Below are 13,916 nucleotides of genomic sequence, written 5' to 3'. Positions count from 1 at the left end.
GGCGCAAACCGTCGGTGCGCCATTCCGGTTGCGGGGATCGAATGGTTTTCCGCCGAGGCGGAACTCAGTTGCCCTGGCTGGTGCCGCCGTCGGCGAGACCGCTCGAAGCGCAGTTGTACGGCGATTCGCCACTCGCCTCGCTCGCCCCCGGCGACAGCACCGGAACGCCGAGACCGTTGAGGGAGTCGTGGATCGGCACCTGGACACCGAGCACGTTGACGTCGTTGCCGCAGAAGCCGAGCGTGCCGTTGACGTTGTGCAGCGCGTCGGTGTCGTTCAGGTTCACCAGGCCGACCTGACCGGTGTGGTCGTACCCGAGGTTGCCGTGTTCTTCGCCCGGCGTGCCGGCGGCCGCGATTCCGCCGGTGATGAACGCCCCGGCCGCCATGGTGGCGGCGATGAAGCCGATTTTCTTCAGCATGAATTCTCCTCGATCGACAATTGCCACGGCGTCATTTCCAGGCGTTGTTCCGCCTTGGTGGGAAAAACGTACTGATGCCCCGGCGGCCGTTCCAGCCGGTTCACCGATCGTGTGGGGTGCGCGGCCCCCTGACCGGGGGTCGTATAACTCGACCGGGTGGCCCCCGTCCGGAGCGGCCGCCATTCGGCCGCTCGGCGCCGGAAAGACCAGGTGATCGATCGGCGAAGCGTTACTACGCAACGTGTTCGCCGATCCAGACACTGCGGCGCGTCACGCTTTAGGGTTGCTTCAGTCGCCCAAATCCGTCTCGGAGCGTGACGAAGTTCCGAACCCCATCCTTCGAAAGTGAACCCACTTCTTGGTTCCTACGCTTTGCCGGACACCTGGTACGCGATGCGGGACTTGAGGAGTCGATTCGTGGTGGATTACGCAGTGCTCGTGGCGTCCGCGGTGCTGTACGCGGTGGGGATCGTCGCGCAGAGCGTCGCCGCCCGGCGCGCCGGGAACCGGCCGGGCACGGGACTGGGCCTGCTGGCCCGGCTGGCGGCCGATCGCCTGTACCTGCTCGGTTTCGCCGGTCAGGTGGGCGGGTTCGCGCTCGCGTTCTTCGCGCGCGCTTCCCTGCCGCTGTACCTGGTGCAGACCGCGTCTTCGTCGGCCATCGGGCTGGCGACCGCGTTCGGGGTCGTCGCCCTCGGGTGGCGGATCCGCGCCGCGGAGGCGATGACGCTGGTGCTGCTGGCCTGCGGGCTCGTCGTGCTGGCCGGGTCCTCGTCGGCCTCGGTCGCCACCGACCTCCCGCCCGCCGGGGTCGCCGCTCTGGCGCTCGTGGTGCTCGCGACCGGGCTGGCCATGGTCCCCGCGGGCCGGGCGGGGACCTTCCTGCCTGCCGCGGTCCTGTCCGGCGTCGCGTTCGCCGTCGTGGCGGTCGCGAGCCGCACGCTGGCCCACCTCGATCTCCTTGCCCTGCCGGGGAATCCGCTGACCTGGCTGATGGTGGCGGCCGCCGTGCTCGGGCAGGCTTCGATGGCGACCGCCCTGCAGTGCGGGCCGGCGGCCGCGGTCGTGGCGGCCGCCGACGCGACCACGATCGTGCTGGCGTCGGTCACCGGGATCGCCGTCCTCGGCGACCACGTCGACGGCGGGCACGGGCCGTGGGTCGCCTCCGGGCTGGCCGTGGTCGTGGGCGGGGTCCTGCTGCTCGGCGTGCAGTCGCGCGCGGGCACGGCCGCCCTCGCCGGGGAGGCCGCGTGACCCCGCGGCCGCTCGCGAGCGTCTCGGTCGACCTCGACAACCTGTGGGCCTACCTCAAGACCCACGGCGATCCCGGCTGGCGCGACCGGCCCAGCTTCCTGCCGTCCGCGGTGCCGCGGCTGCTGGAGATCCTCGGCGGACAGGGCCTCACGACGACGGTCTTCGTCGTGGGCGCCGACGTCGTCCTCGAAGACGGCGCCAAGGCGGTCGCCGAGATCGCCGCAGCGGGCCACGAGGTCGCGAACCACTCCTTCGGCCACGAACCCTGGCTGCACCGCTACTCCCGCGACCGGCTCGAGGACGAGCTGAGCCGGACCGAAGACGCGATCACCGCCGCGGGCGCACCCCGGCCGAGCGGGTTCCGCGGCCCCGGCTACAGCGTCACGCGCGAGCTGATCGAGCTGCTCGCCGAACGCGGCTACGCCTACGACGCCAGCACGCTGCCGACGTGGATCGGCCCGCTCGCCCGCGCCTACCACAACCGCACCGCGAAGACTTCCGACGAGGGCAGCGACGAGCTGTTCGGCGGCTTCTCGCGGGTGCTGGCACCGGTGCACGCGTACCGCTGGCGAACGGGCGCGGGCAGCGCGCTGGTGGAGCTGCCGGTGACGACGATGCCGCTGCTGCGCACGCCGATCCACGGCTCCTACCTCCTGCAGCTGCACGAGATCTCGCCGCGGCTGGCCCGCGGGTACTTCCGCACGGCGCTGCGGCTCTGCCTCGCCCGTGGGGTGTCCCCGTCGCTGCTGCTGCACCCCACCGACGTCCTCGGCGCGGCCGACGCACCCGGAATGGAGTTCTTCCCCGGCATGACGGCGCCGGGCGAGCGGAAGGTGGCCTGGCTCGGCTGGGTGCTTTCCGCGCTGCGCGAGCACTTCGACGTCGTCGGCACCGGGGAGTACGTCCGCCGCACGACCGTGCGCCGCACCCGCCCGGTCGCCCGGCTCGACGCCGGGAGATGACGATGGTCGCGGTTTTCCGGCCCGAGGCCGAGCCCCGGGCCGCCCAGCTCTTTCGGGGGTCCGGGTGGCGAAGCCCCCGGCCTGGGGCAGCGCCCCGCATGTCACTGTCACAGCTCGTCCGGCCCGCCCGGCACGAAACCCGCGAGGCGGCAGTGCTGCGGGTCCTCGCCTGCGCGACCGTGGCGCTGGCGCCGGTCGAAGGCTATCTGACCGCCGCGCAGAGCCAGCTCGGCAAGGTCGCGCCCGCGCTGCTGACGGTGGTCTGGCTCGTGGTGCGGATCCGCCGGCGGCAGCCGCCTCGTGCGATGCCGTTGCACGCGGTGCTCGCGCTGCTCGCCGTGGTGCTGACCGCGACGGCGGCCCGGCACTCGGCGGGCCCGTTCACCGCCGAGTACACCCTGCGCTGGCTGCCGTTCCTCGTGGTCACCGCGGTGCTGGCGGACGTCGCGAGCCGGGAGGTCCCGATCCGGTGGCTGCTGCTGGCGGCGGCCGCCGGGGCCACCGTCGCCGGCGCCGGGGCGCTCTACAGCCTGGTCGCCGAGGGCGAAGCCCGGGCGAGCGGGCCGCAACCGGACCCGAACGACCTGGCCTACTTCCTCGTCGCGGCGGTCCCCTTGCTCGCCGCGCTGAACCGCCGGGGCCGCGGGCTCGCCCTGACGGCCGCGGGTGTCGTGCTGGTGGCCGGCGCGACGGCGACGTTCTCCCGTGGTGGCGCGCTGGGGCTGGCCGCCGCGGTCGGCTGGCTGTTGCTGCGCCGGGTCCTGCCGTGGCGGGTGCTCGCCGCCGCGGCCGCGGTGGTCGCCGGGCTGGGCCTGGGCGCCCTCGTGTTCGCCGGGCCGCAGCTGGACCGGGCCCTGCAGGAGAAGAGCTTCATCGCGGCGTCCAATGTGGACACCCGGGAGCTGCGCTGGCAGGCGGCGGCCCGGATGCTGACCGCCCACCCGGTGCTCGGCGTCGGTCCCGGCGGGTTCCGCGAGCACTACGCCGCCGAGTCCCACGACGCCGAGGTCGACGAGCAGACCCCGGTGGCGCACAACATGTACCTCGAGGTCGCCGCGGAACTGGGCCTGCCGGGGTTCGCGCTGTTCGCCGGGGTGGTCGGCACCGCCGCGGTGGCGAGCGAGCGGACCGTCCGGCGGGCCGGCTCCGGTCCACAACGGACGGAAGCGGCCGCGATCCAGGCGTCGCTGCTCGCGGTGCTGGTGACCTCGACGTTCCTGTCCGAACAGTACTACCTGCCGTTCTGGTCGCTGGCCGCGCTCGCCGCCGCGGCCGAAGCCCGGATTCGCCGAGAAGGAGGAGGGAGCGCCGATGCGGGTGCTGCACGTGATCAGTGAGATGGGGGCGGGCGGGGCGGAAACCCTCGTGGCCGGGATGGTGGCCCGCGGCGAGGAGTACGGCTGGGTGTCCGCGGTCGCCAGTGGCGGGGGCTTCCAGGCCGACGCGCTGGCCGCGGACGGCACGCCGGTGTTCCCCGTCCCGCTCGCCCGCCGCAGCAAGGCGGGCGTGCTGAAGGCGGCCCGGGCGACCCGCCGCGCGATCGCACGGTTCCGGCCCGACGTCGTGCTGGCCCACAACGTCGGCGCGAGCCTGGTGGCCCGCCTCGCGCTCGTCCCCGGACGGCGGCGGCCGCTGGTGACCGTCTTCCACGGCGTCGCCGCGGACGACTACCCCGCCGCGGCCCGGATCCTGCGCCGCACCTCCGGGCACGTCGTCGCCGTCTCCCCGGCCACCGCGGACATGCTGACCGCGGCGGGCCTGGACCGGCCGGTGGTGATCCGCAACGCCGTGTTCCCCCGGCCACCGGTGTTCGGCCGCCCGGAGGTCCGCGCCTCCCTCGGCGTCCCGGAGCGGACACCGGTCGCGCTCTGCCTGGCCCGGCTGGAGCCGCAGAAGCGGCACGACGTGCTGCTGGACGCGTGGGCCACGGTCGGGGGAGACGCCGTGCTGTGGCTGGCAGGCGACGGCAGCCTGCGGGCGGAACTCGAGCGCCGCGCCCAGGCACTGAGCCGCCGGGTCGAGTTCCTCGGCACCCGCACGGACGTGCCGGACCTGCTCGCCGCGGCCGACGTCACCGTCCTCACCAGCGACTGGGAAGGCCTGCCGCTGGCGGTGCTGGAATCGATGGCGGCCGGGCGGCCGGTGGTCGCCACCGACGTCGGCGGGATCGGCGCCGTGCTGGCCGGCGGCGGCGGGATCGTCGTGCCGCCCGGGGATCCGGCCGCGACGGCCGCGGCGCTGAACACGGTGCTGTTCGACGAAGTCACCCGGAAGACCGTGGGGGCCGAAGGGATCCGGGCCGTCGAGCGCGACTACGACCCGCACACGCTGATGAAGTCCTACGACGAACTGCTCCGAGGTGCCCGGTGAAGGATCTGCTGTCCCGCCTCCCGCGCACCGCCGTGCCGAGCGCCGTGGTGGCGGTGCTGGCCGGTCTCCTCGTGCTGCTCGGCGGCCTGACGCGCGGGACCGAATACCAGGGCCGGGTGAGCCTGCTCGCCACACCCGCCGCGGCGGACGGTGCCCCGTACGGCGAGGTCGTCTCGCTGGCCCTGCCCGGGCTGGTCGAGCTGGCCCGCAGCCCGTCGGTGCTGCAGGCGGCGGCTCCGGTGTCCGGCTACTCCCCCGACGAGCTGGCCGGGCACGTGTCGGTCGAGCTGGTCCCGGCGTCCGGCCTCGCGCGGCTTTCGGTGCGCGCGGCGTCGGCGGAGCAGGCCGGCGCGGCGGCGAAGGCGCTGGGCAAGGCGCTGATCGACGCGGACCTGCTCGCCCCGGCCGCCAAGCTGCGGACGCTCGATCCGCGGCCCGAGGTCGTCGCGGTGGCCCCCGACCCGGCGCTGGTGCTGGGCCTGGCCCTGGTCGGCGCGGTGGCGGCCGGCCTCGCGACGGCGGCGGTGCGCCGGGTGACGCCGGGGGGCGCGGGGCCGGGCCCGGTGCGCCGCGCACTGGCGGCGGCCGGCGTCCGCTGCCCGGTGGCGGTGCTGCGGGAGGCCGACCCGGCGGCCGCCGACCGGCTGGCGGTCCTGTGCCGGGCGGCCGGGCGGCCGGTCCGGGTGCTGCCGGTGGCGCCGGAGCTGGCCGAGACCGCGGCGAAGCTGGCGGCCGGGCTGCCCGAGGAGCGGGGAGAAGGCGCCTCGGTGGTGGCGGTGGCGGCGGCCGGACGGCAGCAGGCCGACCTGACCGCGGCGGTGGCTGTGCTGCCCCCCGACGCCGTGCTGGTGGCGGTGGTGCTGGCATGACTTCGAGACAGCGCACCGCGTCCGGCGCGGCAACGCGACCCACGATCCCCGGCGCGGCTTTCCTCCGCGACCGCGCCGCCGGCCTGACCCCCAAACAGCGTGTCGTCCTTCTCGCGGCGGTCCTCGCCGGGGCCGTGAGTGCCTGGCACGCGCTCGCGCCGTCGTGGCGGGTCCCGCTGCCGACCCCGGGCAACGCCGGCGAAGAACGCCTGCAGGACTTCCGCGACGCCCTCTACTTCCCGATCCGCGAGTTCCTCGCCGGCGGCAACCCCTACGACCCCGCGGCGATGTTCGCGCACTGGCCGGTGCGCCAGGACTTCAACCTCTACCAGCCCTACCACCTGCTGCTGCACGCGCCGTTCGCGCTGGTGGGCTACCGGGCCGGGGCGGTCGCCTTCACCGTCGTCTCGCTGCTGCTGCTCGTCGCGCTCGCCGCGCTGACCGCACACGCCGTCCGGCGGTCGGTCCCGGTGCCGTTCGCGGTCACCACGGCGGTGGTCGCGGCGCTGCTGGTGACCAGCCAGGTCGGCAAGGCGCAGCTCTACATCGGCCAGGTCAACCCGCTGATCGCCCTCGGCGCGGCCGGCGCCGTGCTGGCGAGGCGGGACCGGCCGGGGTGGGCTTCAGTGGCGCTCGCGCTGGCCTGGCTCAAGCCCCAGTACGGCTTCCCGCTGGCAGTCCTGCTGTTCACCCGCGGCTCGCGGCGGGTCGCGCTGACGGGCACCGCCATCGCCGCGGCCGCCAGCCTGCCGGTGGTCGTGCTCCTCGTCGTGCGCGGCGGCGGGATCGGGCCGTTCCTCGACGTCGTCGTCGCGAACCTCACCCACGCCCGCGGCACCGGCTACGGCGCCGTCGATTCCCTCACCGCCCAGCGCATCGACGTCGCCGCGGTGCTGTTCCGCGTCACCGGCTGGGTGCCCTCCGGCGTCGAACTCGTGGTGCTGGCCGGCGTGCTCGGGACGACCGCGCTGCTGGTCCGGACCGCGCACGCCCCGATCGCCGACCTGCTGACCGTCCTCGCCGTCGTGGTCTGCGTGGTGCACCAGCCGGGCGACGTGCTGATCGCCGTGCCCGCGACGGCGGCGGTGGGCGCGCTGTGGTGGCGGCACCGGGGCGAACCGGGCTGGGGCGCGGCCGGGCTCGCCGTCCTCACGCTGGCCGTGCCCTTCGCCCATCTGTACACAGTGGACTCCACGGTGGTCTCGGTGTTCGGGCCACGGGCGGCGGTCACCGTGGACGGGGTCGCGGTCGTCGTCGCGTGGGGCCTGGCGGTGGCCGCCGCGGTGCGGCTGACCCGGGCGCGGCCGGTGGTGGCGGCGTGACGAGCGCGCTCGGGACCCGCGTGGTCCGCGGCTCCCTGTGGCTGGGAGCGGTCAACCTCGTCAGCAAGAGCAGCCAGATGGTGGTCACGCTGGTGCTGGCGGCCCTGCTGACCGAGGGGCAGCTCGGGGCCGTGGCCCTCGCCGTGGCCCTGGTGAACCTGGGCCAGGTCGTCCAGTCGATCGGGGTCTACGACGTCATCGGCCGCACCGCCGGCGATCCGCGCCGGACGGCGGGCACGGTGCTCACGCTGAGCGTCGGCGCCGGGATCGTCCTGGCCGGCGCGCTGGTGGCCGTGGCGGGCCCGCTCACCGCGGTGCTCGGCACCCCGGACGCCGCGGGGCTGGTCCGGCTGGCCGCGCTGGGCCTGCCGTTCTCGGCCGCCGGCGGGGTGCAAATGGGCCTGATGCACCGGGAGCTGGACTTCCGGCGGCGGCTGCTGCCCGACGGCGGGAGCGCGGTGCTCGGCGCCGCGGTGACGGTCGTGCTCGCCGCGTGCGGTGCCGGCCCGGTGTCGCTGGTGCTCGGCCTGCTCGGCACCGCGGTGGCGCAGCCGCTGCTCGGCGCGCTGGCCGGCGGTGGGGTGCGGCCGTGCTGGGACACCGCGGCGGTGCGGGAAGTGCTGCGGTGGGTGGCCGTGGTGGGGCCGGCCGCGGTCGTGGGCGCGCTGCTGGTCAACCTCGACTACCTCGCGGTGGGGCACGTGCTCGGACCGGCCGCGGTCGGCGTCTACTCGCTCGCGTACCGGCTCGCCTGGGTGCCCTACATCATGGTGGCGGTCGTGCTCGGCGCGGTCGCCTTCCCGGTGTTCACGCGGTTGCAGCGCGACGGAACGCCGCTGGCCGGCGCGGTCACCCGGTTCACCCGCGCGGTGCTCGTGGTGACCGGCGGGCTGTACCTGGCCCTCGCCGTCCTGGCCGACCGCGTCGTGCTGCTCGGCGCGCGGTGGGCGGACGCGGCCGGCCCGCTCGTGCTGCTGTCCGGCTACGGCGCCGGGATCTGCCTGCTGCAGATCTGGTACCAGGCGGTCAAGGCGACCGGGCACGTCCGGCGGTACCTGGCGCTCGAGACGACGCACCTCGGCCTGCTCGCGGCGGGACTGGCGCTGCTGACCCACGCGGGCATCGGCGCGGTCGCCGTGGTGCAGCTCGGAGCGGCGTGGCTGGTGGTGCCGCTCGCCTGGCGGGTGCTGGCCGGGCTCGGCGTGGCACCGTCGGCAGCGGAGCTGGCGGGCATGGTCGTTCGCGTCCTGGTCGCTTGCCTGGCCGGAGCGGTGCCCGCGATGGCCTTGGCGCGGTGGTCCGGGGAGTCGCTGCCGGGCGCGCTGGCCGAAGCCGCCGTTCTCGTCGCCGGGTACGGCGGGGCGACCCTGCTGCTGCAGCGGACCGCGCTCGCCGAACTGCGCCGGGGAGGTCTCCGGTGACCGCCCCGCTCGGCCCCGCGGACGGCGGTGGTCACCGATGAGGATCGTGCACGTCTCCCAGCCCGTGACCGCGGGCGTCGCCGCGGTCGTGCTGGAACTCGCGGTGGCCCAGCGGGATCGCGGCTGGTCCGTCACGATCGCCTGCCCGCCGTCGGGCGGGCTCGCCGACCGCGCGCGGGAGCTCGGGATCGACGTGCGGGGCTGGGCCGCCCGCCGCGCGCCCGGACCCCGTTCCCTCACCGAGACCCTGCGGCTGCGGCGGCTGCTGGCCGGCCTCGACCCGGATGTCGTGCACCTGCACAGCTCGAAGGCGGGGCTGGCCGGACGGCTGGCCGTGCGCGGCGGCCGGCCGACCGTCTTCCAACCGCACCTCTGGTCCTTCGAGACGGCCGACGGGCCCCTGCGCCGCGCCTCCGCCGCGTGGGAGCGCTTCGCGTCGCGGTGGACCGACCTCGTCGTCTGCGTGAGCGACGACGAACTCGCCGCCGGCCGGGCGGCGGGGGTGACGGCCGAGGCGGAAGTGGTCTGCAACGGCGTCGACACCACCCGGTTCGTCCCCGGCGACCGGGTCGCGGCGCGCCGGCGGCTCGGGCTGCCCGAGCACGCGCCGCTCGCCGTCTGCCTCGGCAGGCTCGCCGAGCTCAAGGGCCAGGACCAGCTGCTGTCGGCGTGGCCCGCGGTGCTGCGGCGGCTGCCGGACGCGCGGCTGGTCTTCGCCGGGGACGGGCCGATGGGTCCCGTGTGGCGCGAGCGGCACCCGGTGGCGGGACACGCGTCCGTGCGCTGGCCGGGGCACACCGACGAGCCTGCGGCCTGGTACACCGCCGCCGACGTGGTGGTCCTCCCCTCCCGCGCCGAGGGCATGGCGTTGGTGCCACTGGAGGCGATGGCGTGCGCGCGGCCGGTCGTCGCGTTCGACGTCGGCGGGATGCGGCAGAGCGTCGCGGACGCCGGCGCGGTGCTGCCACCCGGCGACGTCGGCCGGCTCGCCGAGGCCGTGGCCGCGCGCCTCGCCGACCCCGGCCTGGCCCGGCGCGAAGGCGAACGCGGCCGCCGCCGCGTGGAACTGTCCTTCGACTGCGGGCGGATGACCGATCAGATCGCTGCCCTCGTCGACAAACTCACCCCGTCGGAGCGCCTCTCGTGACCCGCATCGCCTATCTGCTCACCCAGGACCGGGGCGGCCCGGTGGACGTCACCGTCCGGCTGGCCGCGACGCTCGCCGCCGACGGCGCCGACGTCCGGGTCTTCGGTCCCGTGCCCGCGCGGGGCGCTTCGCTGCTCGAGGGCCGGCACGAGGAGCTCGCGGTGTCCGGCAAGGAAGACGTCGCGGCGGCGGGCCGGGCGCGGGCGGCGCTCCGGGCGTGGCGGCCCGACGTCGTGCACGCGCAGGACCGGCGCGCGGGACTGGTGATCGCGGGCCTGCGGTTCGCCCGCGGCGCCCGGCCGGCGCTGGTCCAGACCTACCACGGCGTGCCCGACGACGTCGCGGAGCCGTGGTTCCGGAGCGAGTCCGGGGCCGCGAGACCTTCGGTCTACACGCGGACGGTGCTGGCGGCGGACGCCGCCGTCGCCCGCGTCCTGGACCGCACGATCGTGCCGGCCGAGGCGATGGGGGCCTTCCTGCGCCGTCGCCTGCGGGTGCCCGCCGGACGGCTGGCCCACATCGACAACTGCGTCGAGCCTGCCGAGCCGGACCCGCCGCGCGGGCCGGTGCGGCACCTCGTCTTCGCCGGGCTCCTGGTGGAGCGCAAGGGGCTGCTCGACCTGCTGGCCGCGCTGGCCGTCGAGGGCGTGCTGCCGCCGGACGCGCGGCTGACGGTGGTCGGCGACGGCCCGCAGCGCGCCGAGGCGGAACGGGCCGCGCGGCGGCCGCCACTGGCCGGGCACGTGACGTTCCTCGGGTTCCGCCCCGACGTCCCCGCCCTGCTCGCCGGCGCCGACGCGCTGGTTCTGCCGTCCACCATGGAGCAACAGCCGCTGGTGGTGGCCGAAGCGATGGCCGCGGGAAAGCCCGTACTGGCCACGGCCACCGGCGGCGTGCCCGCCATGCTCGACGTGCCGGACGGGCCGGTGTTCCTGGCCCCGCCCGGGGACGTCCCCGCACTCGCCGATCGGCTGCGGGCCCTGTTCGCGGAACCGGACCCCGCCCGCCTCGGCCGGCTCCTCGCCGACCGCGCCCGCGCCCGCTACCGCCCGGAAGCCTGCGCCCGCCGTCACCTGGCCCTCTACGACCGGCTGACCGTCACCGGGCCCAGTGTGAGCCGGCTCGGAACTCGTCTCGGGTGATCCGCCAGGCACTGGCCATGACCTGGGGCGGATCGACGAGGACGACCGCGTCCGCGGCTTCGACGGTGAGCGGGGGCGGGGCCGGGGTGGACGTGGGCGTGGGGGTCGGGGTGGACGTCGATGTAGGGGCCGACGTGGACGTGGATACAGACGTGGACGTGGATGTGGATGCGGGCGTGGATGTGGGGGCCGAGGTGGACGTGGGAGTGCGCGAAGCCGACGTCGAAGCCGAGGTACGGGTGGCTGTGAGCGTCGGAGTGGGGGTGGGTGCCAGGGCGCCGGGGACGACCAGGCCTTCCGGGGGAACCACCGTCTGGGTGGACGCCGTCGTGTTGACCGCGACCCAGCCGTGGGTGAACGTCCGGGTCCAGACCCCGTTCGGCAGCCGGCTGGCCGCGTCCACCGCCTCGCCCAGCCCGCTGTCCTGCAGCGTCGACCACTCCGGGTCGCGGTAGTCGTCGGTGGTCGCGCGGGTCCAGCACGTCCGGGGGCCGGCGAGCAGGGCCGCGCTCGCGTAGCCGGAGCGCTCCTCCCGCGCGTTGTGCGTCCGCGTGACCAGCAGCAGCCAGGACTCGCCGAGAGCGGCCTGCGCGCGCAGTTCCTGGAACTCGTTGCCGCGGAAGGTCAGCAGCCCGCCGGTGCCGCCGTTCTCGCGGAAGCCGAAGTTCTCCTCCATCGCGCCCCCGAAGCGGGAGTGCGCGGTCCAGCGGCCCGGTACCAGGTGCGTCTCGGACACGTTGGGCACCAGCAGCTTGTCCGCCTTCGTGAGGGCGTCGCCGGCCTTGGACAGGAACGCGTCGAGGCCGTCACGGAGCTTCCGGTCGGTGCCCGCGACGTTCGCGGTGCCCGCCAGCACCGCGGACGAGTAGTGGCTCAGGGAGTTGAAGTCGTTGTCCGCGAGCACGCCGTCCCAGCCCTCGCGGGTCACCTCCGCGACGACGGCGTCGGTCCAGGCCTGCTGGTAGTCCGGGTTCCACACCGCCATCTGCCAGTGCTTCGGGTAGCCCTGCCACTCGATCCGCCGCCCCTTGACGTCGCGGGCGAACCACTCCGGGTGGTGCTCCTGGGCGGAGACGTAGCCGATCCCGCTCGGCAGGAAGACCGCGTCCTGGCCGCCGTCGACCGCGCCCGGGTAGTTGCGCGTGCTGGAAAGGTCCTTGTAGACCAGCACCTTCACGCGCGGGTTGAGCTGGTGCAGGCGGCGCATGGCCGCGCCCTGGTCGGCGTTGAGCACGACGACCTGGTACCGCCGGGCCGCCAGCTCGATCTCCTGGGAAGTCGGCGGCTGCCCGATCCCGTACCACCACGCGCACGGGGCCAGCGGCTTCGGCGGCGGCGCCGAGATCTCCTGCGCCGAACTGGTGATGCACCCGGCCAGGCAGCCGGCCAGCAGAACGGACGCGGCCGCCCAGCGCGCCGCCGGGTGAGCACGCGTCAGCGTTGCCTTCGGCACAGCAGTTCTCCCACCGTGAGGATGATGATCTTGACGTCCAGCCAGAGCGACCAGTTCGCGATGTAGTAGTTGTCGTAGCGCGCGCGGTCCGCGATCGAGGTGTCACCCCGCAGGCCGTGCACCTGCGCCAAGCCGGTCAGCCCGGTCGGCACCCGGTGCCGGGCCCAGTACAGGTCGTGGACGGTGGAGAACTCGTGCACGAACACCGGCCGCTCCGGCCGCGGGCCGACCAGCGACATGTCCCCGCGCACGACGTTCCACAACTGCGGCAGCTCGTCCAAAGAGGACCGGCGCAGGAAGCGGCCGACCGGGCCGACCCGGCGGTCCCCCGCCACCGACCAGCGGGTCTGCGAATCGTCGACGGCGGCCTGCCGCACGCTGCGCAGCTTGTAGAGCACGAACGTGCCACCGTCCATGCCGACCCGCACCTGCCGGAAGAAGACCGGGAACCCGCTTTCCACCGCGACCGCGAGCGCGCAGACCGCGATGACCGGGGCGAGGACGACGAGCGCGCCCGCGGCCAGTGCGGTCTCGACGGCGCGCTTGACCCACCAGCTCGGCCGCCGGGTCGGCGCGCCGCCCAGCCACACGAGCGGGTAGCTGCGGAGCCGGTCGACGCCCGGCCCGTCCGGGCAGAGCTCGAACAGGTGCGGCAGCACCAGGGTGACGCACCCGAGCCGGTGGGCGGTGATGGCGGCGTCGACGATCGGGCCGTCGCGGTCGTCGGCGGGGGCGAGGATCACCGTGCCCGCGCGCAGCCGGGCGATGGCTTCGGTGAGGTCGCCGTCGATCCGCTCGACCGGCAGCCCGGCGGGCACCGGGTCCGGGCCGGCGGCCACGAGCCCGACGGGGAGCAACCCGAACTCCGGGTGTTCCAGCATGGTGCGGACCAGTTCGCCGGTGATCCGGCCGGAGCCGACCACGACGGCCCGGTCGCAGCGCCGCAGCCGGCGGCGCCCCCACCGGCCGAACGCGAAGACCGCCGGGCGGACGGCTTCGCCGAGCACGGCGAAGCACAGGACCACCTCCTGCATCCGCGCCGTGGTGGCACCGTCCATCCCGGCCACCAGCCCGGCCCCGGTGACGAGCGCGAACGCCAGCGCGGTGGCGGTGACCGAGCGCGGGAGGTCCTGCAGCCAGGAAAGCCACAAGCGGCGGCGGTGGATCCGGCCGGCCACCCTGGCACCCGCGAGGGCCACCGCGGTCACCGCCGCGCCCACGGCCCCGGGGCCGGTCCGCAGCACCGCCATCAGCCAGGCGGCGCCGTCGACGGCGACGAGCAGCACGGCCACGGCGTTGACCCGGGCGAGGAGCGGGCGCGAGCGGACGGCGGCCCGCGGCCGGTCACCCGGCCGGGCGCGCCGCTGCGCCGGCACGGCTTCGACGACGACGTCTTTGAGTTCAGTCACCGGTCTCGACCTCTTCTTGACATGAGGGTTCCATTCTCGCTTTCTTCACGTCTCATCCATTCGAGGCAACACCGGCACTTTCGGGTGAAGTTTGCCTCGAAGTTTCGGCGATGCACTCGATCGGGGTGTTCAGCAAACCCGATCCG

Annotated in this window: 12 protein-coding genes; 9 read left to right on the top strand and 3 right to left on the bottom strand. The window is 75.2% G+C overall.

Features of this window, described 5'->3' with window-relative positions:
- Positions 1-64 precede the first annotated feature (64 nt).
- Positions 65-421, bottom strand: a complete 357-nt coding sequence (locus tag AB0F15_RS28890) for a hypothetical protein (RefSeq protein WP_360276832.1) — start codon at positions 419-421, stop codon at positions 65-67.
- A 417-nt stretch (positions 422-838) separates the two neighbouring features.
- On the opposite strand from AB0F15_RS28890, the gene AB0F15_RS28885 reads away from it, so the two are divergent.
- From AB0F15_RS28885 to AB0F15_RS28845, 9 genes are all read left to right on the top strand, one after another.
- Entirely contained in the window at positions 839-1,675 is an 837-nt protein-coding gene (locus tag AB0F15_RS28885; protein ID WP_360276828.1) for a hypothetical protein, read from the top strand.
- Positions 1,672-2,637 carry a polysaccharide deacetylase family protein gene (locus AB0F15_RS28880; protein ID WP_360276825.1) on the top strand — a complete coding sequence of 322 codons (966 nt, stop codon included), beginning with the start codon at positions 1,672-1,674 and terminating at the stop codon, positions 2,635-2,637. The genes AB0F15_RS28885 and AB0F15_RS28880 overlap by 4 nt, the downstream gene beginning before the upstream one ends.
- Positions 2,638-2,735: 98 nt before the next feature.
- A complete protein-coding gene (locus AB0F15_RS28875; RefSeq protein WP_360276822.1) occupies positions 2,736-3,974 on the top strand; it encodes an O-antigen ligase family protein in 1,239 nt (412 codons plus the stop codon).
- The gene (locus AB0F15_RS28870) at positions 3,949-5,007 is read left to right on the top strand and encodes a glycosyltransferase family 4 protein (protein WP_360276819.1); all 1,059 of its coding nucleotides are present in this window, start codon (positions 3,949-3,951) and stop codon (positions 5,005-5,007) included. Before AB0F15_RS28875 ends, AB0F15_RS28870 begins: the two co-directional genes overlap by 26 nt.
- Positions 5,004-5,876 carry a hypothetical protein gene (locus AB0F15_RS28865; protein WP_360276816.1) on the top strand — a complete coding sequence of 291 codons (873 nt, stop codon included), beginning with the start codon at positions 5,004-5,006 and terminating at the stop codon, positions 5,874-5,876. Before AB0F15_RS28870 ends, AB0F15_RS28865 begins: the two co-directional genes overlap by 4 nt.
- Positions 5,873-7,198, top strand: coding sequence for a glycosyltransferase 87 family protein (locus AB0F15_RS28860; protein ID WP_360276813.1), 1,326 nt, complete (start codon positions 5,873-5,875; stop codon positions 7,196-7,198). Before AB0F15_RS28865 ends, AB0F15_RS28860 begins: the two co-directional genes overlap by 4 nt.
- Entirely contained in the window at positions 7,195-8,619 is a 1,425-nt protein-coding gene (locus tag AB0F15_RS28855; protein WP_360276810.1) for an oligosaccharide flippase family protein, read from the top strand. Before AB0F15_RS28860 ends, AB0F15_RS28855 begins: the two co-directional genes overlap by 4 nt.
- Before the next feature lie 37 nt (positions 8,620-8,656).
- Complete coding sequence (locus tag AB0F15_RS28850) at positions 8,657-9,766, top strand: glycosyltransferase (RefSeq protein ID WP_360276807.1); 1,110 nt, start codon at positions 8,657-8,659, stop codon at positions 9,764-9,766.
- On the top strand, positions 9,763-10,908 hold the full coding sequence (locus AB0F15_RS28845) for a glycosyltransferase family 4 protein (protein ID WP_360276804.1): 1,146 nt from the start codon (positions 9,763-9,765) through the stop codon (positions 10,906-10,908). Before AB0F15_RS28850 ends, AB0F15_RS28845 begins: the two co-directional genes overlap by 4 nt.
- On the opposite strand, the gene AB0F15_RS28840 is transcribed toward AB0F15_RS28845, so the two are convergent.
- Together AB0F15_RS28840 and AB0F15_RS28835 are read right to left on the bottom strand one after the other, a co-directional pair.
- Positions 10,865-12,361, bottom strand: a complete 1,497-nt coding sequence (locus tag AB0F15_RS28840; protein ID WP_360276801.1) for a putative glycoside hydrolase family 15 protein — start codon at positions 12,359-12,361, stop codon at positions 10,865-10,867. The genes AB0F15_RS28845 and AB0F15_RS28840 overlap by 44 nt on opposite strands.
- The gene (locus tag AB0F15_RS28835; RefSeq protein WP_360276798.1) at positions 12,343-13,770 is read right to left on the bottom strand and encodes an exopolysaccharide biosynthesis polyprenyl glycosylphosphotransferase; all 1,428 of its coding nucleotides are present in this window, start codon (positions 13,768-13,770) and stop codon (positions 12,343-12,345) included. Before AB0F15_RS28835 ends, AB0F15_RS28840 begins: the two co-directional genes overlap by 19 nt.
- Between the last annotated feature and the right edge of the window lie 146 nt (positions 13,771-13,916).

This window comes from Amycolatopsis sp. NPDC026612 (assembly GCF_040638285.1).
Taxonomy (GTDB): domain Bacteria; phylum Actinomycetota; class Actinomycetes; order Mycobacteriales; family Pseudonocardiaceae; genus Amycolatopsis.
The sequence above is the reverse complement of the archived record's forward strand: the minus strand, read 5'-3'. Positions and strand labels throughout refer to the sequence as shown.

Bases quoted from the DNA above. Each gene is read 5' to 3' on its own strand.
- AB0F15_RS28890 (WP_360276832.1), bottom strand. From the start codon at position 421: ATGCTGAAGAAAATCGGCTTCATCGCCGCCACCATGGCGGCCGGGGCG.
- AB0F15_RS28875 (WP_360276822.1), top strand. From the start codon at position 2,736: ATGTCACTGTCACAGCTCGTCCGGCCCGCCCGGCACGAAACCCGCGAG.
- AB0F15_RS28870 (WP_360276819.1), top strand. From the start codon at position 3,949: ATGCGGGTGCTGCACGTGATCAGTGAGATGGGGGCGGGCGGGGCGGAA.
- AB0F15_RS28860 (WP_360276813.1), top strand. From the start codon at position 5,873: ATGACTTCGAGACAGCGCACCGCGTCCGGCGCGGCAACGCGACCCACG.
- AB0F15_RS28850 (WP_360276807.1), top strand. From the start codon at position 8,657: ATGAGGATCGTGCACGTCTCCCAGCCCGTGACCGCGGGCGTCGCCGCG.